Raw genomic sequence first — 21,358 nt, 5'->3', positions numbered from 1 at the left:
AATGAAAGCATTATATAATATTTGTCTTCTTGTTATAGTAGTCTTATTAATTGTCCCGGAGAGCATTATTGCACAAGCACCTACTACTGGAGCTTCGAATTTTTCGGTTAGCAATATAGAAGGTAATCGGATTAGGCTTAATTGGAGCCGAGGTGATGGATCTTCCATTTTAGTGATAGCCAGTGAAAGTGCTACTTTTAATGGTTCAGGTGTACCATCAGACGGCACTGATTATAACGCAGGTTTTGCTTTAGGAACAGGTGATCAAATAGGGTCTGGTAACTTTGTAGTCTATAGAGGATCCTCGTCCTCATTTAATTTGACGGATTTAGAGAAAAGCACTACTTATTATTTTAGATTTTATGAATTTAATGGAGTTGATTTTGGCACCGAATATAACGTTTCCGATGTTCTAAATGGTTCAGCGTCTACTCTGTCGGAACCTTCACTCGGCCCAAGCAATTTCACAAGTACCACTACTGGTAATACAGCATCCTTAGGGTGGGCGAGAGGTAATGGAAGTAGAACGTTAGTAATTCTACAAGCTGGATCAGAGGCACCAGAGCCTATATTGTATTCTAATTATTTCGCTAGCTCCAATTTTGGAAGCGGAACTTCTATTGGTTCTGGCGAGGCAGTGTATTTTGGAACTGGAGTTGCCACAAATGTCACAAACCTCGAACCTAACACAGAGTATTTTTATAGGATATTAGAGGCAAACGGAAATGCTGGACCGGTTTACAATTACGTTGATGTTGTCGTGGGTTCTTTTACAACTTCTGGAGCGCCTTCAGTTGGAAGTACTAATCTCTCTTTTAATTTCATAGAGGGAAATCGGGGTCGAGTAAATTTTGCTGTAGGGGATGGTTCAAGAAGACTGATTGTGGCCCGGCAGGATGAACCGGTTAGTTGGATACCAGCGGATGGTGTAGAGTATAATGCAGATGCAACCTTTGGTGATGGGGATGCTTTAGGCGATAATACTTTCGTAGTTGGCAAGTCGACTAGTAGTTCCGTTACATTAACTGGTTTGACTCCAGCCACTACCTACCATATTGCCGTCTTTGAATTTAATGGATCTGCAACTAATACCTTTTACCTGACTAATTCAACAGAGGTACTCACTGGTCAATTTAGTACCATTGAGCCGCCAACGATTTCCACTTCAAATTTAACATTTTCAAATATTCTAGGGCATCAGGCTGAGGTTTCATTTACTGCTGGAAGTGGTGATCAAAGGTTGGTTTTAGTCAGAGATGGGGCACCTGTAACTGATGTACCAGTGAATTTGGTTAGTTATTCTTCCAGTAATTCGTTTAGTTCTGCACCAAGTTTAGGGGATTCAAAGAGCGTGTATAGAGGAACCGGATCAAGTTTTACACTTAATAGATTAGAGCCTTCAACTACCTACCATTTTGCAGTTTTTGAGTTTAATGGGAGCAATGGGCCTGTCTATAAGCAAGCCGATCCTTTAACAGGCTCATTTACAACAGCAGGTAAACCCACACTTGCACCTGATACGTTTTCGTTCAGCTTCCTAGAAGGCGATCGGTTTAGATTTAATTTTTCTGCAGGAAACGGTTTTGGACGGATTATCATTGCAAAAGAGGGCGCTCCAGTAGATGAGTTTCCTGTGGATGGTACTAGCTACGAATCCAGCACAACCTTTGGGACTGCATCAGCTGATTTAGGCAATGGTAATTTTGTTATAGATAATAATCCTTCAGTAGGAAATAATAGTTCTGAAAATGTGTTGGGATTGCAGATTGGAACTACTTATCATTTTGCTGTAATAGAATACAATGGAACAGGAGTAAACCGAGTTTATATGTCTCCATCTGATGCACTTACTGCTAGCAATGCTACCCTTTCATCACCAACTATTCAAGCAGCAAACATTAACTTTACCGATATAACAGCTAATTCTGTAACTATAAATTGGGATAATGGCAATGGTGAAAGACGAATCGTTTTATTAAGAGAAGGTAATCCCGTGGCAGATCTGCCGGTAGACCTCACTAGTTACTTTAGTAGTCCTAATTATCCTTCCAGTCCTTCTTTAGGGAGTGGAAAAAGAGTATATACCAATACAGGTAATTCTGTTAATATCACCAATATTCCACCAGGGGAATATCACATTGCGATAATTGAATATAATGGCAGTAGTAGGCCCGTTTATAGAAACGTAGATCCACTAACAGGAATTGTGAATGTAGGTAGTAAACCGCTAGTGCCTGCTTCTAATGTTCTTTTTGACTTTGTAGACGGCAATCGAATGCGAATTAGATATGACAGAGGAGACGGAATATCACGTCTTATAATTGCTAAAAAAGGAGCTCCTGTAGATGCATTCCCAGTAGACTTTATAGGATATACTGACGACCCGAATTTTGGAGATGGTTCTGAATTAGGAACCGGAAATTTTGTTGTGGCTTCGACTACAGGCACTAATGCTGTTATTTCTAATCTAGAACCTGAAACAGAGTACCATTTTGCTATTGTAGAAGTGAATGGAAGTGGAACTAATTCTTTTTATCAGGAGGCTTCGATCGTGGCAACATCTAGTAATTCCACCCTTAGCGCACCAGAGGTGCCTACCTCAGAATTTTTTGCAAATAATGTGACTGGAAACAGCCTAGAGCTGACTTGGACACGTGGAGACGGTAGTGCGAGATTAATCCTCGCAAAAGAAGCGGCACCAGTAAATGCGGTGCCGACAGACCTTACAAATTATAGTACTTCCTCTAATTTCGGATCAGGGACTAGTTTAAATATTGATAATTATGCTGTTTATGCAGGGTCTAGTGATAATTTTAATTTGAATAATTTAAAGCCTAATACTACCTATCATTTTGCTTCTTATGAATATAATGGAAACAGTGGTAAAGTTTATTTGACTGAACTTGTAGGCAGAGCCTCTTTTACAACGGAGCCCCGACCTTCGGAGCCCAGCTCAAATTTATCAATTGATCTTGTGAACGGAGATCGCTTCAGACTACTATTAACCCGCGGCAATGGAAGCAGAAGACTAATAGTGGTAAAAAAAGGCGGGTTAGTAACGACTACTCCTGAAGACCTTAATACATACGTAACAGGTAGCTTTGAAATGGGGGCTAATTTGGGGGAAGGTAACTTTGTTACCGGTATTAGTAGCAATCAGTCATTCTTTATCACCGGACTTGAGCCGGATACTGAATATGGCGTGGCTGTTTTTGAATTTGATGGTGAGGACGGTAATGAGCGTTTTTTAATCAATAATTATCCAAATCGCATATTTAGTACTGCATCAGCCCCTGTTATATCTCCGCAATCTTTGCTTGTGAATTCTCTTGGAAGCAGTACTGTCAATCTTAGCTGGACCAGTGGCAATGGAGAAGGTAGGATGCTAGTTGTAAGACCTAATCTGCCAGTATCTTTTGTGCCTGAGAATCTTAACAGCCATGGCTCTAATTCAACTAATTTTTCAGCTACTTCTACTGATTTAGGAGAGGGACATAAGCACATCAGAAGAGGGAATCAAACCGATGTTGATATTACAAATTTGGACGCGGGCACGACCTACTACGTTGCCGTATTTGAATATAATGGCAGCGCTCAACCAGTTTATAATGAAACGGCTCTTGGCGGTTTTTTTACAACCTTGCCAAGTACTGGGCTAGCCATTGGAGGCTTTGATGTTCTCACTTTTTGTCCAAGTCAGGTGGTCAATGTACCATACTTTTTCACTGGAGTGCTCAATACAGGTAATGAACTATCTATAGAATTGTCAGATATAACTGGAAGTTTTGCTAGCCCGACTATTTTAGGGACGCAAAGTACTACAAACAATTCAGGCTTTATTACCTCAACCCTTCCTGCAAGTCTTCCAGAAGGAACGGGTTATCGTTTGCGAGTCCGCTCAACATCACCAGCCAACATTAGTAACGATAATGGGGGAGACATACAAATTGCTACTTCAGTGCAGCCCATAGTCACTGTTACAGGTGGACAGTTATCAACTTGTGAAACACCTATCGAACTTCAAACTTCACAGCCGGGTTACCTTCTTCAATGGTTTAAGGATGGCAGTCCGATTCCATTAGCAACAGGAGATACTTATACAGCAACGGAAACCGGTGATTATGAAGTTAGAATCTCTGGAGCATCTGGTGGGTGTCAGCTTTTTTCTGATGTTACAACACTTGAAATTACCCAGAGGCCCGAATTTGCTTTCACTTTTGATAAGTTTTTATGTGAAAATGAGGAGTTAGACTTAACTATAGATACTGAACCAATAGGAGGTGCTTTTAGTGGCCCTGGTATAAGTAGTAATCTTTTTGATGCTTCTATAGCAGGAGTCGGTCAGCACATTCTTACTTATACTATCGACAATGGACTAGGCTGTATTTTTGAAGAAAATGTAATAGTTAGGGTTCAAGAAGGACCTAATAACCCTACAGTTCAAGGTGTAGTCAGCTGTGATTTAGAGGGCGATGAGTTACAAGTTACGGATGCATCAGGAGATTATACATATAATTGGTATACTGTTCCAACAAGTGGAATTCCAGACCCAGCTCAAACAACGGCAGTTTTTACATTGCCTGAGCTTACTGAAACTACGAGCTATTTCGTGAGTGCAGTTTCGCCAGATGGCTGTGAAAGTGAGCGCATAGAAGTAATAGCTGAAGTGATTAAAGAGCCATCACCAGTTATTGCGGTTAATAGTGCACTGGAATTTTGCGAAGGAGAAAGTGTATTAATTCAAGGTCCAAATGGTTTTAATTCTTACTTATGGTCTGATGGGTCGACTACTCCAAGTATTAGCGTTACAGCATCTGGTACTTATACTTTAGAAGTCACTACGGATGCTGGGTGTACTAGCGAAGTATCATCGGCAATAGAGGTGACGGTCATTCCCTCACCGCCCATTCCTGTGATAACATCTGATCAAATCAATGGAAACTTTACCATATGCCAAGGAGAATCCATAACCCTTACAGCCACTGAGGCAGATTCTTACAATTGGTCTAATGCAGCCACCACACAGTCGATAACAGTCAGCGAGCAAGGGACATTTTCTGTGGTGGTAACCAATAGTTCAACTTGTGTAAGCGATTCATCTGAATCCGTAACAGTGATTGTGAGTTCAAGCCCAACTAAGCCTACCATCACATCCAACAGTGAAGATTTTATCCTTTGTGAAGGAGAGTCATTAACGCTTACGGCTTCTGAGAATGATTCCTATCTATGGTCAACAGGGGAGACAACACAATCAATTACAGTTTCTGAGGCAGGAACTTTCACAGTTAGAAGTGCAAACGCATCGAATTGCAATAGTGAAATTTCGGATGCTGTGGAAGTGAGTGTGATAGAAACTCCTGTTAAACCTGTTATTAGTTCTAATTTGGCAGAGGGAGATTTTAGAATTTGCCAAGGGGAGTCTGTAATCCTTACAGCAACTCAGGCTGCTTCCTATTACTGGTCAACTGGGGAAACATCCCAATCTATCACAGTTAGCGAGCCGGGGTCCTATACTGTTTCCATTGAAAATGCTGAAGGATGTGTCAGCAATTCAGCTGATACAGTGAGTGTCGAAGTAGATATTTGTGGTGATAATAGCCCTCCAGTAATTTCAGAATCGGTGCAGGTCACCTCAATAGGAAGTCAAATTTCTTTTAATTTAGCAGACTTAATTTCAGATGTTGACGGCAATCTCGATTTAAGTACTCTTCTTATTGTTGAACAACCGATTAGTGGTGCTGTAGCTACTATTCAAAATGCATCTATTCTGAATGTAGACTATACTGGAAATACTTTTTCAGGTACAGATATCATCACAATATCAGTTTGCGACTTTGCGGGCAGTTGCGCTGAGCAACAAATAGAAATTGAGGTACTAGGCGAGGTGAAAGTATATAATGCCGTCTCGCCCAATGGCGATGGTAAGAATGACATTTTCTTTTTGGAGTTTATCAATTTAATAGAGGACACTCAAGAAAATCAAGTGATCATTTATAATCGTTGGGGGAGTAAAGTTTTTAGTGTTTCAAACTATGATAATCAGGTCAATGTCTTTAAAGGATTAAATAATAATGGAAATCCGTTGCCTTCGGGTATTTACTATTACGAAATCCAGTTTAAAAGTGGAAGGGCAGGAATGACAGGTTACCTTAATCTAAGAAGGTAAGAGCACCTATATTTTTAATTTGGAGGGCGCAAACATTTTTCGTGTGCCCATTCTATTAATTAAATAGAAATAAACGAGCATTTTTTCTGCCTAATCCTCCTGCAAAATCTCTTTTACTCTGCCGACTTCTCCAGTTTCTAGCATCACTTTTATTCCATGTGGATGAAAGGATGATTTGGTTAAAATCTTCTTAACAAATCCGTTGGTTAAATCTCCAGTTCTTTGGTCTTGTTTTTGGACTACTTCTACCTCTGAGCCGATCTTTATTTCATTTCTATTTCTTCCGTCAGGCATAAACTGATTATTAGCATTGATAATTCGCGCAAGTTAACGGATTTCTGTATCAAAAGAGAGCATATAGAAGTCAAAGAGTCTGAAAGGCTATTACCGTTCATATATTCTAATCTGTCGACCGAAGAAAATTTTGCTTATCTTCATAGGGTAAAAGGTTACTTTATGAAATCAATAGTAATTTCTATTATAGCTTGTTTTCTTAGCTCAACACTTTCTGCTCAAAAGGAATACTACCTATCGCAAGGAGAAAACACCATTCATCTCACTACTTTTGGAGCAGGAGATCCACTTCTGATCATCAATGGTGGACCAGGAATGAGTAGTGAAGGCTTCCGAACTTTAGCCGACAAACTAAGCAACAACCATCTAGCCATTATTTATGACCAACGAGCAACAGGAGAATCTACCATTCCCGATGTAAACACTAACACCATTACAATGGATGCTATGATAGAAGACATTGAGTTCATCCGGGAACATTTTAAATTTGATCGCTGGATTGTCATGGGTCACTCTTTTGGTGGTATGTTGGCCTCTTACTATGCGGCCAATCATTCGCAGAGGGTTAAAGGAATGATCTTATCTTCTTCAGGAGGGATCAATATGGATGCATTTTCTTCCATCAATATTACAGGAAAGCTCAGTTCAAAACAGCGGGACTCTTTAAATTATTGGAGTAATCAAATTGCGGCCGGAGATACAAGCTACCATGCGCTGTACCAAAGAGGGAAATATTTAGCGCCAGCCTATCTTTATAACCAAGCTCATGTTCCAGTAGTAGCGGAACGCCTAACACAAGGAAATTTATCCTTAAATAGACTTGTTTTTCAAGATCTATACAGAATTAATTTTGACTGCTCGGAAGGATTAAAAAATATAAAAGTACCAGTATTAATTATACAAGGAAAAGATGACATCATCAATCTATCCACTGCCGAGGCAGCAAAGGAAGTACTTCCTCATGCAAAAATAGTTCTTTTACCAAATTGTGGCCATTATGGGTGGTTAGATCAGCCGCGGCAATATTTTGAGGCAATTGAAAAATTTTTTGAACTCATTGGAACATAATTTAAATACGACAGCCAATGATATTTTTATCATGAATGGGCGCCTAATTTGCTTTGAAAATGCATGACTTTTACAATCATGAAATTAAATGGCTATCTTCATTAGTGTTTTTTGTTTCGTTTCAAAACCAATAATTTCCATATTCTATGAAAGCTATTTATTCTCCACATTATACTTCACCAGAAAATTTGGAAATCAAAGAGGTACCCACCCCAATTCCAACCAAGGATGAAGTCTTAGTGAAAATTCATGCAACAGCTATCAATGATTATGACTGGAGTATGGTGAGAGGTAAACCTTTTTTATATCGATTACTATACGGCATATGGAAACCTAAGCACGCTATTGCTGGAATGGAATTATCGGGTGTAATTGATGATATTGGAGAGGCTGTTACACAATTTAAAAAAGGTGATAAAGTTTATGGAGATATTTCTGAATATGGTTTCGGCAGCTTTGCTGAGTACGTTGCAATCAATGAAAAAGCATTGGTGCTAAAACCAGATGTGATGCCTTTTGAAGAAGCAACGGCCATACCTCATGCCGCATTGCTAGCTTATCAAGGATTAGTAGAGAAGGGAAAAATTCAGAAAGGCCAGAAAATTCTAATAAATGGTGCTGGTGGAGGAGTAGGTACATTTGCCTTGCAAATAGCGAAAATGTATGATGCAGAAGTAATGGGTGTTGATACTGGCGAAAAGTTGCAAAATATGAAGACCATAGGTTATGACGAGGTCATTGATTATAAAAAAGAGAATTTCACGAAAAGAGACGAACGCTATGATTTGATTCTAGACGCCAAAACTTCTCAGGCAACTTGGTCCTATGCAAAAGCCTTGAAGCCAAAAGGGAAATACATTACGGTTGGCGGTACAGCTGGTAATTTAATACTCTTTGGTTTAAGCAGTGGTTTAGTTTCTTTGTTAACTCAAAAGAAGTTTCAGCTCTTGGCCCTAAAACCCAATCAAGGGTTGGATGTCATTAATAAATTATATGCTGATGGGATAATCAAACCTTCCATTGACGGGCCCTATGGTTTGGAAGAAATCCCCCGATTGATTCAATATTTTGGAGAAGCTAAGCATACAGGCAAGGTGGTAATAAAACTTTGATTATTACTAAGCATTTGTGATTGCCGTTTCCATCAATAATAGTTAATCATGTCATGAAAAATCCGTATCTTGATAGCTTTTAAAGCTCAATTGAAACGATACTCTTCACTATGAAATCATTTTTAACATTAATCACTGCTGCCCTAGTACTACTGGGCTGTGCGGATCAAAAACAGGAAACCGCCACAAAAATTATTACTATAGAAGGAATAGATTCCACTAGAAATCCTGGTGATAATTTTTTCCAATATGTTAATGGGATTTGGTACGATTCTGTTTCCATTCCCGAAACACAAGCCGGAGTGGGTGCTTACCGTTTTATGAATTATCCTCAACGACTGCGCCTTCAACATCTATTGGATAGCGTATCAAAGTTTGACAATGCTAAAGGGAGTATCGAACAAAAAGTTGGGGCCTTTTATGCAGCTGGAATGAATACAGCTGCTATCAATAAAAAAGGCTATCAACCCCTTCAACCTATTCTTACAGAAGTTGAAGCTGTGACCGATGTTCCCTCTTTAATGAATTATGTAGCAGGGCAAGCAAAGCAGCAAAACAATTCTATTATTGGTTTTTATGTTGGACCTGATGACAAAAATAGTAAAATCAATATTGCTCATGCCTACCAAACTGGACTAGGCTTGCCCAACCGAGATTATTACTTCGAAGACAATAGCTCAACTGCCGGGATTCAAAAGGCTTATAAAAAGTATCTGGCTACTCTTTTTGAATTAAGCGGTACTCCATCGGATCAGGCAACAAAAAAAGCAAATACAGTTTACGAAATTGAGAAAGAAATTGCAGCATCACATAAAACAAGAGTAGAGTTACGGGATGTGAAAGCTAATTACAATAAATTCTCTGTATTAGATTTAGATGAAATGCAACCCAATATTGGGTGGAATGAATTGCTGAAAAAGATGGGAGCTAAAACGGATTCAGTTGATGTAGGGCAACCCGCCTATTACGAAAAGTTAAATGAGCTGTTGGTCAGTATTCCTGTTGAAGAGTGGAAACTATATTTGAAAGCGACAAGTCTGCGAAATTATGCAGAACATCTGAGCGATGATTTTGTAGATGCACAGTTTGCCTACACCAAAGTGATCTCTGGACAAGCAATTCAAAGAACAAGAGGTGAAAAAATGGCGAGTGAGGTAGACAATATGTTGGGTGAAGCTTTAGGGCAACTGTATGTGAAGAAGTATTTTCCTGAGTCGGCTAAAAAACGCATGTTTGAACTAGTAGAAAATGCACAAAAGGCTTACGCCAATCGCATAGATGAGCTGGAATGGATGACCGATAGTACAAAAGTGAAAGCGAAGGAAAAATTATTCGCCATCACCAAGAAAATTGGTTATCCTGATGAATGGAGAGATTATAGCAATCTAAACATAGTGCCTACTGATTATTTTGCCAATATACTTTCTGCCACAAAAGCTGAATATGAATATAATGTTGCAAAATTGGGGCAGCCAGTCAATAGAAAGGAATGGTATACCACACCTTCAACAGTAACAGCCTATTATAATCCTTCTGCCAATGAAATTGTGTTTCCTGCAGGAATTTTACAGCCCCCGTATTTCGATTATGAAGCCGATGATGCTTTAAATTATGGTGGAATCGGTATGGTGATCGGCCATGAATTGACACACTCCTTTGATGATCAAGGAGCACAATTTGATAAAGACGGTAATGTAAATAATTGGTGGACCAAAGCCGATTATGAGGAGTTTAATGCAAGGACTCAAGCAGTAGTAGACCTTTACAGTAGCTTTACAGTTTTGGACACTTTGCATATTAATGGCGCCATGACAGTAGGTGAAAATACTGCAGATTTAAGCGGGTTGGCAGTAGCATATGATGCCTTTAAAATGACCAAGCAGGGACAAGACACGACCAAAATTGATGGTTTTACTCCAGATCAGCGCTTTTTCATGTCATTAGCTAGAATTTGGAGAGTAAAAATGAAAGAGGAATATCTTCGTTTATGGATTAAAACTAATTCGCATTCACCTCCGATGTGGCGAGTAAATGGACCATTAATGAATATCCCTGCTTTTTATGCTGCTTTTGATATAACCCCAAGTGACAGCATGTACTTGACAGAACAAGATAGAGTAGCGGTTTGGTAGGCTAATATTTATTATCAGTTGCTGGAATTGAGCGCAGCAAAAGCTTGCGCTCATTTTTTAAGTTCAATTGTTAATATTGACATCTTCCTTACCAAAGTCAAATGAATTCACCCAAGAGCTTATGATGGGGGCTATAAAATAATCGAATGGTCTGTTAGGTCTAACTCCTGATGCTTTATCAATTCATCTATTCACTACCAAGTATCATGGTCCAGTAGGCTCCCTCATCAGAACGAGCTACTCCAATTACGTTAGCATTACTTTTCATAATATTGTTACAGTGGCCATCACTTTCCATCCATCCTTGAATTACTGCTGATTCCGTAGAATATCCGATAGCAATATTTTCACCAATTGCGGTACCACTAAAGTTTGTCTCGCGCACTCTGTCCTGGAATTTACGGCCATCTTCAGATGTATGGCTAAAATAATCGTTGATTTGCATATCATTACTATGAGCTAAGGCGGCCTCGGCTAAATCATCACTCCAAAGAAGTTTTTCTACAGGACTGTTTTCTTTAGATCCGCAATCAGTTCCATTTGCTCTCTCGTCATTAATCATTTTCATGATAGCGTTAATGTCTAGATTCACTTCAATTGAACTATCAATATCTGGGTCAAGATTATTTTCGTCAGAACTACAGCTAAATAGCACAATGGTGAAGAATAGCAGGCCACTTGTAAATGCTAAGTGTGTATTTCGGATAGATTGGAACATAGTGATAAGAATTTGTAGGTAATGAGTGGCAGTTCTAAGTCTGCCATGTCTTGCCGTAATTAACTTCCCAAGTTAAAGCAGAAGAAATTAAAAAGCAATATAGTTTTTAGTGAAAGATAACATCTTAGGCTTTGCTGACCTTGATCTTCCGGAAAACGTGAATCTTTTACAACCTTATACTCAAATACATCGTGTAAAAGTATATTGTGCAAAATATAAATTAGAATTAAGCAAGAAGTTAAGAATGGACGACCCATTAAAGTTAGAAACACAAATCTGTTTTCCCGTATATGCGCTTTCAAGAGAGATTACCAGTTTGTACCGACCACTTCTCAATAAGTTAGGTATAACTTACCCGCAATACTTGGTATTGTTAGTCTTATGGGAATGGGAGCAACAGTCCGTAAATCAATTAGGACAAAAACTTCATTTGGATAATGGAACACTAACACCGCTCTTAAAAAGGATGGAACAAAAAAAGCTGATTAATAGAGTTCGCAGTACTGAAGATGAGCGAGTGGTTTTAATTTCTTTGACGGATTTAGGGAAATCTTTGGAGGAGAAAGCGCGCTCTACACCCGAACAGTTGGTAAAAGCTTTAGATGCTCGAATTGAGGATTTGCAGGAACTAAAAAGCGTAGTTAATAAAATTTTACAAAAAGCTCAATAGCACCTACGCTTCATATTTCAAAACGGTACTATCAAAGCAGCTGCTTAAATCAGCAGTTGGATTAAATCTTAATTTTCATAACTAATAATAATATGACTAAAGAAAAACAAAATGTATTGATAGCAGGTGCCAATGGCACTACTGGACGAATTGTTGTGGATTTACTAAAAGCGTCTGAAAGCTACACACCTATAGCTATGGTGAGAAAGCAGGCTCAAAAGGAGCAATTTGAACAGGAGCAGGTCACAGCAGTGCTTGGTGATTTGGAAGAGGAGATAAGCCATGTTGTAAAAAATGTACATAAGGTGATTTTTGCGGCTGGATCAAAAGGCAAGAATGTCATAGGAGTTGATCAGGAAGGAGCCAAAAAATTGACCAAGGTAGCAAATGATGCTGGAGTAAAGAAATTTGTGATGCTAAGTACTATGGGTGCAGATAACCCTTCTATAAGTGAAGAGATGGAAGAGTACCTGAAGGCAAAACAGAATGCCGATGAATATCTGAAAGACAGTGGATTGACTTATAGCATAGTGCGGCCAGGTGCATTAACGGATGAAGAAGGAACAGGCAAAATTAAGCTTAAGCAAAAGTTAGAAAGCTTTGGAGAAATTACAAGAGCAGATGTTGCCAAAACGTTGGTGGAAGTCTTGGAAGACGGTATCATGGAGAATCAAGTTTTTGAAATAGTAGCCGGTGAGGAAGCTGTGGCAAAGGCAGTGCGCCAGGCTTAAATGCGAGTTGCCCGATAGCAAGCTAGATAATTTAACAAAGGTGCAGATGTAACCGCTTTGAAAGCTCTTGCACCTATCATTCATGCACACGAAAAGATATATAACAGTAGTAAATAGTAGAAATAATTCATGAATAGCACGAAAACAATCAATTTACAGAGTAGACCATCAGGTCAGCCGAAGTTAGCAGACTTTGACTTTAGTACCTCGGAAGTCCCGGAATTAGGACAAGGAGAGCTTTTGCTAGGGACAAAATATGTGTCGGTCGATCCTTATTTAAGAGGAAGAATGAGCGATGCTCCTTCTTATGTGCCACCATTCGAGCTTAATAAACCGAATAAATCGGGTATAGTGGCAGAAGTTCTAGAATCTAAGAATGATGCATTTTCAACAGGAGATTTTGTAGTAGGGGAATTGGACTGGAAAGAAAAGCAAGTAGTAAAAGGAGCCGGTCTGATGAAGGTAGATCCTAATCAAGCGGCATTATCAGCTTACTTGGGCATTCTAGGTATGACGGGACTCACTGCCTATCATGGAATGATGGAGATAGGGAAACCAAAAGCAGAGGAAACTTTAGTGGTTTCAGGAGCAGCTGGGGCAGTAGGAAGCGTAGTAGGCCAAATCGGTAAAATTCTAGGATTACATGTTGTGGGTATTGCCGGAACGGATGAAAAGCTAGAGATGCTAAAATCTGAATTCGGTTTTGATGAGGGCATCAATTATAAAACTACCAAAAATATGACTGAAGCCATTGCAAAGGCATGTCCTAATGGCGTTGATATCTATTTTGACAATGTGGGAGGAGAGATTTCAGATGCAGTACTCTTTAACATCAATAAATTTTCAAGAACGATTAACTGTGGAGCTATCTCGGTTTATAATAATACCGAAGCGCCCAAGAGTATCAGCGTGCAGCCTTTTTTAGTGAAGAAAAGTTCTCTGATGCAAGGGTTTATCGTCACAGATTATGCTAATAAAAACAAAGAAGCCATTCAGCAACTATCAGCATGGCTGAAACAAGAAAAACTACACTATACTGAAACGATCAAAGAAGGATTTGACCAAATACCACAAGCCTTTTTAGATCTTTTCGAAGGAAAGAATAAGGGAAAAATGATTGTTAAATTATAATTACAGACTTAAGTAAAATTAGACATGAAGAATATCAAATTATTAATACTAGCAGTGACGGTTATGGGATTAGCAGCATGCAATTCTAACAATAGCAAGCAAACCGAAAATACCGAAGAAAAGACAGAGAAAGCAGCAAAGCTAAAAGTCCTTTTTGTCTTAACTTCTCATGATGAATTAGGCGACACAGGAGAAAAAACAGGCTTTTGGGTAGAAGAATTTGCTGCTCCTTACTATAGCTTGAAAGATGAGAATGTAGAAATAACCATAGCGACTCCGGAAGGGGGTAAAGCACCGATTGACCCAAGGAGTCAGACGGAAGCAAGCCAAACGGAAGCAACAAAGCGTTTCAATAATGATAAAACAGCTCAGAATCGAATTGCCAACACCATGAAATTATCAGAGGTAAATGCAGCAGATTATGATGCGGTTTTTTATCCGGGTGGCCATGGCCCACTTTGGGATTTAGCAGAAGATAAGACTTCCATTGAGTTGATTGAAACTTTCAATGCGCAAAACAAGCCAATGGCATTTGTTTGCCATGCTCCAGCCGCTTTAAAAGAAGTGAAAGGAAAAGATGGAGAGCCTTTAGTAAAAGGTAGGAAAGTCACCGGCTTCACCAATTCAGAAGAAGAAGCAGTTCAATTAACGGAAGTAGTTCCATTCTTATTGGAAGATATGTTAGCCGAAAAAGGAGGTACGTTCACGAAGGGGGAAAACTGGAGTGTGCATGTAGTGGAAGATGGTAATTTAATCACAGGACAAAATCCAGCTTCTTCGAAAAAGGCAGCTGAGCTTTTATTAAAGAAATTACAACAATAAATTGGAAGTCTGCTCTTTACAGATAAATGTAGGGAGCAGGCTTTTTTAATAAGAGATTTTCATTGATTCCACTCAAAAAGCCCTACAGTACTGAGCCGATCTGCCATAAATTTTAGGCCGAAGCTTTTCACCTTATTTGCATAATCAACTCCACCTTGCCATCTTTAAGTAGCTTAAATTTTTCTTTTGCAAGAGGGAGTCAAATTAGACTACCTATTATCTTGCGCTTAACTTTAATTTTATAGACTATGGCTTCCGGATTTTTTGCTTTACTGGATGATATTTCAATGTTGATGGATGACGTGGCCACGCTGAGTAAAGTGGCAGGTAAGAAAACAGCTGGGATACTCGGTGATGATTTGGCAGTAAATGCAGAAAAGGCTTCTGGTTTTATGGCTTCACGAGAAATTCCAGTGCTTTGGGCCATCACAAAAGGTTCATTTTTAAATAAATTGATCATTTTACCGCTGGCATTTTTACTAAGTGCATTTGTCCCTGAGGCCATTCACATCATTCTGTTGCTAGGAGGATTATATCTAGCCTATGAAGGAGCGGAAAAAATCTATGCATATTTCTTCCATCGAACGCCCAAAAAGAAAATAGAAAAAGTTGAAAAACTGACCAAGGAAGAGGCACTTAGCAAAGAAAAGGAAAAAGTGAAATCCGCTATTGTCACCGATTTTATTTTATCAGTGGAAATTATCATAATTGCTTTAGGCACGGTAGAAAAGGAAAGCTTGCTCAATCAAATTATGGTCGTTTCTATAATTGCCTTATTAGCTACAGTCGGTGTTTATGGAATAGTTGCTCTAATTGTAAGAATGGATGAGTTTGGGGTAAAATTGATCAACATTAATGAGGAGGAGGATAGTTTTTCAGATAAAGTAGGGAAATTTTTAGTACAGGCTTTGCCTAAAGTGATTAAAAGCTTAACCGTAATCGGCACTATCGCGCTGCTTCTAGTTTCCGGTGGAATTTTTGCTCATAATATTCACTTTTTGCATGATTTACTGCCAAGTGTTCCATCCTTTATTACCGAATTCATTATTGGGCTTATCGTGGGTCTACTTATGTTGCCGATAGTGAATTTAGCAACTGCCATTTTGAAAAAACTTAAGTCCAACAGATCAGAATAATCTTTTTCTTGAACGAAAACACCTAGCGGTTTGAAGACCTACAAAGGGGTTCTAACAAAACCCCCGCAGAAGATCTTTTTTACTTTGGATGCTACACATTCTACAGGCCTGATTTTCTTTAATTGTTCTTGATAAATGCATAGTATTTATTATTATATTACAGCATTATCTATCAACGAACTAATTAAAATGAGAAATCTATTATTTCCACTGCTACTTTTGACCTCAAGTATTTTATGCGCTCAAGACCCAATAATAAATGTCGAACAGTACGAGCTTCCCAATGGACTGAAAGTTTATTTAAATGAAGACAAAAATGCTAGTAATGTATATGGCGCTGTTTGGGTAAATGCAGGAGGTAAAGATGATCCGGCAGAGGCAACAGGAATTGCCCACTATCTTGAACATATGCTGTTCAAGGGAACGGACGAACTAGGAACTCAAAACTACGAAACTGAAAAGAAACACCTTGACTCCATAAAGATTTTGTATGATGAACTAGCAATCTCCAAAAGTCCTGAGGCGAAGCTTCAGATTCAAAAGATGATTAATGCACAAGAATTGAAAGCCTCGCAATTTGCAATACCGAATGAATTTGACCGCCTAGTTAAATCAATTGGAGGCAGTGGAGTAAATGCCGGAACGAATTACGACTATACGTATTACTATAATTTTTTTCCAGCCAATCAGATGACCAAATGGCTTGATATTTATTCCCATAGGTTTCAGAATCCGGTTTTTCGACTTTTTCAAAGTGAGCTCGAAGCAGTTTACGAAGAAAAAAATAGGGCGGGAGATGATTTGCAACGAAGAGTATTTACCAAATTCAATGAATATATTTATGGGGACCATCCCTATAGCACGCAAACAGTGCTGGGAAGCATTGAGCACTTAAAGAATCCATCTTTAACCAAAATGTATCAGTATTTCCAAGATTATTATGTAGCTAATAATATGGCATTAGTGCTCACGGGAAATTTCGATGCCGCAGAGGTTAAGCCTTTGATTGCCGAATCATTCGGAAAATTAAAAAGAGGAAAAGAACCTGAATTTCCTCAGTATACAAGAAGCAGCTTTGATGGAAGAGAAGTTGAAAAGGTCAGAATAACACCTATAAAAGTGGGCTTTTTGGGATATAAATTGGTGCCCGCAGGACACCCTGATCGTCCTGCTTTGGAAATAGTGGGTGGAATGATGTCTAACAGTAATCAAACAGGCTTTATTGATAAAATGAATCTCAACAACGAGCTTCTATTTGCAGGAGGGGAGCAGGATTTTCTGGAAGAAGATGGATCAGCCTTCATTTTCTTTGTGCCAAAAGTTTTTGGGGGGAGCCTTAAGAAATTTGAGGGCAAGATCAGAGACGGTTTTCAGGAAATTGCAAATGGCAATTTTACTGATGAGTATTTTGAATCAGTAAAGTTCGGCATTTACAGGAATTATGAGCTTTCAATGGAAAACTTAAGTACAAGAGGTCGCACATTGGGTCTAAGTTTCATCTACGATATTGATTATAAAGACTACTTATCATTTCCTGAAAAAATTAGAAACATTTCGAGAGAAGACGTACAAAAAGCAGCTGAAAAATACTATGGGAATGACTATTTCACTTTACAATCAAGAACAGGATTTCCTAAAAAAGCGAAACTAGAGAAGCCCGCTTACAAGCCTATTTCTGAACGCACGGAGGAATCCTCAGCTTATGCTAAAAGATTCCAAGCACTTCCAGAGAACCAAGCAGAACCAAATTTTATAGATCTAAAACGTGATTTTGGGATTACCGATGATTATATTTATTACACTAAAAATACATTTAATGATATTTTCACCCTTCGCTTAAGTATTGCTGGAGGAATTACGAAAGATCCTGATTATGCCCTCTTGGCGGAAGCGCTTAACAGCACTGGCACCAGTAATTTTTCGGCCGCTGATTTGAAAAGAAAATTCGCGGATGTAGGGGCCACCTATTTTTTTAATGCAGACTATAATTCATTCGATATTTCAATAACGGGTTTAGACAATAAGTTCGATGAGACGGTAGACTTGATTGAAACTTTAATAGCAGATTTCAATCCGACCAACAAAACCATCAAACTTCTTTATAATCAGCGAAAAACGGAGAATAATCTCAACAGCAATAATCCTGCAACTGGCGGTAACATCCTTTACAGCTATGGACTTTTTGGTGAACAGTCCAGTTATAAATGCCGAATGCCAGCAGGAAAATTAAAAAAACTAGAACCTGCTGTGCTCAGGAATAAAATGCAGACACTAATAAGTAATGGAATGAGTTCCATCCATTACGTAGGACAAAAGGAAGAAAATGAGTTAATAGAAAAGATCTCAGCATCTACATTATTCAGAAAAAACGCTATTGATCAATACACATTTTTGGAAGCGGAGGAGGTAGAGGAAACCACCTTTTATGTGGTAAACGACAAAAAGTCAATCCAAAGCTATGTTTATTATATTGTAAATGGTGAACCGTTGAATTATGATGATGATTTTAAGAAGGAGGCGTTCAATTCCTACTACACCAATAGCCTGTCAGGCCTGTTATTTCAAGAAGTACGTGAATTCAGATCATTGGCATATTCGACAGGAGGGAATTATATAGATCCTATCTACGAGCCCGAGAAAAAGGGTAGATTAGTTTTATTTACTGGTTCTCAATCCGACAAAACAACTGATGCAGTTAGTGTCGTTTTGGGGCTTATTAATGATATGCCAACTTATGAAAGCAGGCTTGCCTCTATAAAAGATGGTTTAATATTGACATCGGGTTCCAGCAGACCAGACTTCCGGCAGCTATCACGAACCGCAGAATCATTTATAAAAACGGGTTATGTGCAAGATCCTAATGAAATTAATTTCGAACAATACTCAAATCTGAATTTTGACGACATTGTCTCTTTTTATGAGAAAAATATTAAAAATAAGCCTGTAACGGTTACAATTTATGGAGATGCGTCAAAGTTCGATCTTGATAGATTGAGAACCTTAGGCACTGTAAAGGAGCTAGAGTTAGATGACATTATAGTTGAATAAAAACAATAGGAAATGAAATACGATTTTTTTAAAGTTGAAATTAATAATCAAATAGCAACTGTAAGCTTTAACCGTCCAGAAAAATCAAACGCCCTTCATAAGCCAGCATGGTCAGAGTTGAAGGAAATCTTTAATTCTTTATCTGAAACGGCAGAAGTAAGAGCCATTATGTTGGCTGGAGAAGGCAAAAACTTTTGTGCAGGGATAGACTTAGAACTGCTGATGTCGGTGAGTCAATATCAAAAAATTGAATGTGGCGGAAGAAGAAGTGAGGAAATTAGAGGGCTTGTCTTAACTCTTCAAGAAGCCGTGAATGCCATTGAAAAATGTAAAAAACCCGTTTTGGCTGCGGTGCATGGCGGATGCATAGGAGGAGGAGTCGATATCATTGCGGCTTGTGATATGCGCTATTGCAGTGATGATGCCTATTTCACGATAAAGGAAATTGATTTAGGGATGGTAGCAGATTTGGGGACCTTGCAAAGATTACCAAAATTAATCTCTCCAGGTATGGTTTCCGAAATGGCCTATACGGGTAGAAAAGTGCACGGCAAAGAAGCAAAGGAAATTGGGTTAGTCAATCAATCTTATCCTTCTAGGGATGAACTCATGGAGAGCGTTACAAAACTGGCTACCACAATCGCTTCAAAATCTCCTTTATCAATTCGAGGCACTAAAGAAGTACTGAAATACAGTCGAGATCATTCAGTGGAGGATTCTCTTAATTATATGGCTACTTGGAATGCTGCCATGTTACTTTCTGATGATTTGAGTGAAGCTTTTAAAGCGAGTATGGAAAAACGCAGTCCGGATTTTAAGGATTAAATGCAAGGATGAAATGTTTTGTATTCAAAAGCGATAATTAGAACTATTTATTAAATTTAAAACATGACTAAAAAAATTAAAAAAACAAGGAAAGTAAAATTCGACTGGCTCAACCACTCTGTTAACTTCGTAGCAATCATAATAGGTGTGTACCTAGGTTTTTATATGAACGAAAGAACCAAAGCAAATCAAAATAGACAGGAGAGTTTAGTTCTAATGAATTCTTTGCGAACCGATCTTCAAAGCGATATTGAATCCTATGAATCCTATCAAATCCCTGAAAATAAAAGACATCAAATAAATGTTTCAGACCTTCTGAACATCCTACTGAAAGATAGCTTAAGTGGAAATGAAGATCAATTATCTACCATCTTTGCTGTACAGAATTATGAACCCTCAAGTGCAACCTACAGCTCCATGAAATCATCCGGTAAATTAAGTTTACTGAATGACTTACCCCTACAGAATGAGTTGGCCAATTTTTATGAAGGATTTGTATTGGAGAGTATTGATAAAGGGAAATCACAAGTAGATTTTTTTTCAGATGAATTACTCCCATGGTATATGAATAATCTGGATTTTGTAAGTATGCAAGTCCTTAATGGATCAGAATTAGTCGTTTTAAGAAACAAACTTATTATCTATGAAACGCTAATTGATCAAAAGGTGCAATCATATGAAGGGATAGTGAGGGAATCCAAAGCACTGAAGAATACTATTGATGTGTTGATAGCAGAAAGAGAATAACGCTAGTATTTAGAGCGTTTTGCCTCATAACATGCCAAACCGTTGCTCATCAAATACAGCTAGAATTTCTAATGGAGAAACTAATAGTGTTAAACCCTCTTAATTTTTTACAATCTTAGCATGGATAAAAGATTAGTATATAGCGTAATCCGTCTTGATTTTATGTATTTACAAGACGTTTTTTGCAAAATATTGATGTAAGGTCTTTATAAAAAATCAAAAAAAATTAGTTTATTAAAATTCAACTAATTATCTTGTTTCAACAACTGGGTATTACTAATAAAAAGTAATGCTTTTTGAAGACGTCCACCCGCATGCTAAAGATGTTTTCGACAAAACCGTACAAAGTGAAAAATGACTTGAATTCCTTTCCAGAGGCCTCAAAGTGATTCTGAATTCCTTTTTCATCATTAATAATTATCCGGTTGGAGATAATTTTTATTAAACTTTAAAACAAGTACAAATGAAAAAGTTAATTGTGATGCTAGCACTTATGCTAGCCGGTACCTTCGGATTCGCAGAGAGCGAATCAAATGATGCAACTAAAAATGCAACAGATGTCAAAATTGAAAATGTTGAACTTTCTCAGCCAATAGGTGCGGAAGAAGTTTGCGGATTCGATGTTTCTTTTGATACTGCTGAATTTGGCTCTGGTAGTTTTTGGATGAGCTGTGATGACAGTACCACAACAGGAGATATCCTTGATATTCTTCTTGCTATGTTCTGGTAGTAATTAAGAAAGGGGGGCATCTAGTGCC

General features: G+C 38.4%; 15 protein-coding genes. 13 read left to right on the top strand and 2 right to left on the bottom strand.

Going from position 1 to position 21,358, the window contains the following annotated elements; genetic code table 11:
• Position 1 precedes the first annotated feature (1 nt).
• The gene (locus tag B9Y84_RS18895) at positions 2-6,166 is read left to right on the top strand and encodes a T9SS type B sorting domain-containing protein (RefSeq protein WP_085518964.1); all 6,165 of its coding nucleotides are present in this window, start codon (positions 2-4) and stop codon (positions 6,164-6,166) included.
• A 90-nt stretch (positions 6,167-6,256) separates the two neighbouring features.
• On the opposite strand, the gene B9Y84_RS18890 is transcribed toward B9Y84_RS18895, so the two are convergent.
• Positions 6,257-6,460, bottom strand: coding sequence for a YwbE family protein (locus B9Y84_RS18890; protein ID WP_085518963.1), 204 nt, complete (start codon positions 6,458-6,460; stop codon positions 6,257-6,259).
• A 162-nt stretch (positions 6,461-6,622) separates the two neighbouring features.
• Between B9Y84_RS18890 and B9Y84_RS18885 the strand changes: the two genes are divergently transcribed.
• The 3 genes from B9Y84_RS18885 (at position 6,623) to B9Y84_RS18875 (ending at position 10,772) form a co-directional block, all read left to right on the top strand.
• On the top strand, positions 6,623-7,528 hold the full coding sequence (locus B9Y84_RS18885) for an alpha/beta fold hydrolase (RefSeq protein ID WP_085518962.1): 906 nt from the start codon (positions 6,623-6,625) through the stop codon (positions 7,526-7,528).
• A 146-nt stretch (positions 7,529-7,674) separates the two neighbouring features.
• Positions 7,675-8,640, top strand: a complete 966-nt coding sequence (locus B9Y84_RS18880; protein ID WP_085518961.1) for an NAD(P)-dependent alcohol dehydrogenase — start codon at positions 7,675-7,677, stop codon at positions 8,638-8,640.
• Positions 8,641-8,750: 110 nt separating this feature from the next.
• Positions 8,751-10,772, top strand: coding sequence for a M13 family metallopeptidase (locus B9Y84_RS18875; RefSeq protein ID WP_085518960.1), 2,022 nt, complete (start codon positions 8,751-8,753; stop codon positions 10,770-10,772).
• Positions 10,773-10,959: 187 nt separating this feature from the next.
• Here the strand turns inward: B9Y84_RS18875 and B9Y84_RS18870 are convergent, their stop codons facing one another.
• A complete protein-coding gene (locus B9Y84_RS18870) occupies positions 10,960-11,490 on the bottom strand; it encodes a CAP domain-containing protein (protein WP_085518959.1) in 531 nt (176 codons plus the stop codon).
• A gap of 109 nt (positions 11,491-11,599) precedes the next feature.
• Between B9Y84_RS18870 and B9Y84_RS18865 the strand changes: the two genes are divergently transcribed.
• From B9Y84_RS18865 to B9Y84_RS18825, 9 genes are all read left to right on the top strand, one after another.
• Complete coding sequence (locus B9Y84_RS18865) at positions 11,600-12,160, top strand: MarR family winged helix-turn-helix transcriptional regulator (RefSeq protein WP_245830891.1); 561 nt, start codon at positions 11,600-11,602, stop codon at positions 12,158-12,160.
• A 92-nt stretch (positions 12,161-12,252) separates the two neighbouring features.
• Positions 12,253-12,891: an SDR family oxidoreductase gene (locus B9Y84_RS18860; protein ID WP_085518958.1), complete on the top strand. Its 639-nt coding sequence runs from the start codon at positions 12,253-12,255 to the stop codon at positions 12,889-12,891.
• Between the two features lie 129 nt (positions 12,892-13,020).
• Positions 13,021-14,022: an NADP-dependent oxidoreductase gene (locus tag B9Y84_RS18855; protein WP_085518957.1), complete on the top strand. Its 1,002-nt coding sequence runs from the start codon at positions 13,021-13,023 to the stop codon at positions 14,020-14,022.
• A gap of 24 nt (positions 14,023-14,046) precedes the next feature.
• Positions 14,047-14,844, top strand: coding sequence for a type 1 glutamine amidotransferase domain-containing protein (locus B9Y84_RS18850; RefSeq protein ID WP_085518956.1), 798 nt, complete (start codon positions 14,047-14,049; stop codon positions 14,842-14,844).
• 248 nt (positions 14,845-15,092) lie between these two features.
• Positions 15,093-15,980, top strand: a complete 888-nt coding sequence (locus B9Y84_RS18845) for a DUF808 domain-containing protein (protein WP_085518955.1) — start codon at positions 15,093-15,095, stop codon at positions 15,978-15,980.
• A gap of 189 nt (positions 15,981-16,169) precedes the next feature.
• Positions 16,170-19,028 carry a M16 family metallopeptidase gene (locus tag B9Y84_RS18840; RefSeq protein WP_176223842.1) on the top strand — a complete coding sequence of 953 codons (2,859 nt, stop codon included), beginning with the start codon at positions 16,170-16,172 and terminating at the stop codon, positions 19,026-19,028.
• Between the two features lie 12 nt (positions 19,029-19,040).
• A complete protein-coding gene (locus B9Y84_RS18835; RefSeq protein ID WP_085518953.1) occupies positions 19,041-19,853 on the top strand; it encodes a crotonase/enoyl-CoA hydratase family protein in 813 nt (270 codons plus the stop codon).
• Between the two features lie 63 nt (positions 19,854-19,916).
• Positions 19,917-20,600, top strand: a complete 684-nt coding sequence (locus tag B9Y84_RS18830; protein ID WP_085518952.1) for a DUF6090 family protein — start codon at positions 19,917-19,919, stop codon at positions 20,598-20,600.
• 463 nt (positions 20,601-21,063) lie between these two features.
• Positions 21,064-21,330 carry a hypothetical protein gene (locus B9Y84_RS18825; protein ID WP_085518951.1) on the top strand — a complete coding sequence of 89 codons (267 nt, stop codon included), beginning with the start codon at positions 21,064-21,066 and terminating at the stop codon, positions 21,328-21,330.
• Positions 21,331-21,358 lie beyond the last annotated feature (28 nt).

The organism is Marivirga sericea (assembly GCF_900177665.1).
Lineage (GTDB): Bacteria > Bacteroidota > Bacteroidia > Cytophagales > Cyclobacteriaceae > Marivirga > Marivirga sericea.
The sequence above is the reverse complement of the archived record's forward strand: the minus strand, read 5'-3'. Positions and strand labels throughout refer to the sequence as shown.

Coding starts and splice junctions, on each gene's coding strand:
- B9Y84_RS18895 (WP_085518964.1), top strand. CDS start 2: ATGAAAGCATTATATAATATTTGTCTTCTTGTTATAGTAGTCTTATTA.
- B9Y84_RS18825 (WP_085518951.1), top strand. CDS start 21,064: ATGAAAAAGTTAATTGTGATGCTAGCACTTATGCTAGCCGGTACCTTC.
- B9Y84_RS18870 (WP_085518959.1), bottom strand. CDS start 11,490: ATGTTCCAATCTATCCGAAATACACACTTAGCATTTACAAGTGGCCTG.
- B9Y84_RS18860 (WP_085518958.1), top strand. CDS start 12,253: ATGACTAAAGAAAAACAAAATGTATTGATAGCAGGTGCCAATGGCACT.
- B9Y84_RS18880 (WP_085518961.1), top strand. CDS start 7,675: ATGAAAGCTATTTATTCTCCACATTATACTTCACCAGAAAATTTGGAA.
- B9Y84_RS18830 (WP_085518952.1), top strand. CDS start 19,917: ATGACTAAAAAAATTAAAAAAACAAGGAAAGTAAAATTCGACTGGCTC.
- B9Y84_RS18840 (WP_176223842.1), top strand. CDS start 16,170: ATGAGAAATCTATTATTTCCACTGCTACTTTTGACCTCAAGTATTTTA.
- B9Y84_RS18890 (WP_085518963.1), bottom strand. CDS start 6,460: ATGCCTGACGGAAGAAATAGAAATGAAATAAAGATCGGCTCAGAGGTA.
- B9Y84_RS18845 (WP_085518955.1), top strand. CDS start 15,093: ATGGCTTCCGGATTTTTTGCTTTACTGGATGATATTTCAATGTTGATG.
- B9Y84_RS18835 (WP_085518953.1), top strand. CDS start 19,041: ATGAAATACGATTTTTTTAAAGTTGAAATTAATAATCAAATAGCAACT.
- B9Y84_RS18875 (WP_085518960.1), top strand. CDS start 8,751: ATGAAATCATTTTTAACATTAATCACTGCTGCCCTAGTACTACTGGGC.
- B9Y84_RS18885 (WP_085518962.1), top strand. CDS start 6,623: ATGAAATCAATAGTAATTTCTATTATAGCTTGTTTTCTTAGCTCAACA.
- B9Y84_RS18850 (WP_085518956.1), top strand. CDS start 14,047: ATGAAGAATATCAAATTATTAATACTAGCAGTGACGGTTATGGGATTA.
- B9Y84_RS18855 (WP_085518957.1), top strand. CDS start 13,021: ATGAATAGCACGAAAACAATCAATTTACAGAGTAGACCATCAGGTCAG.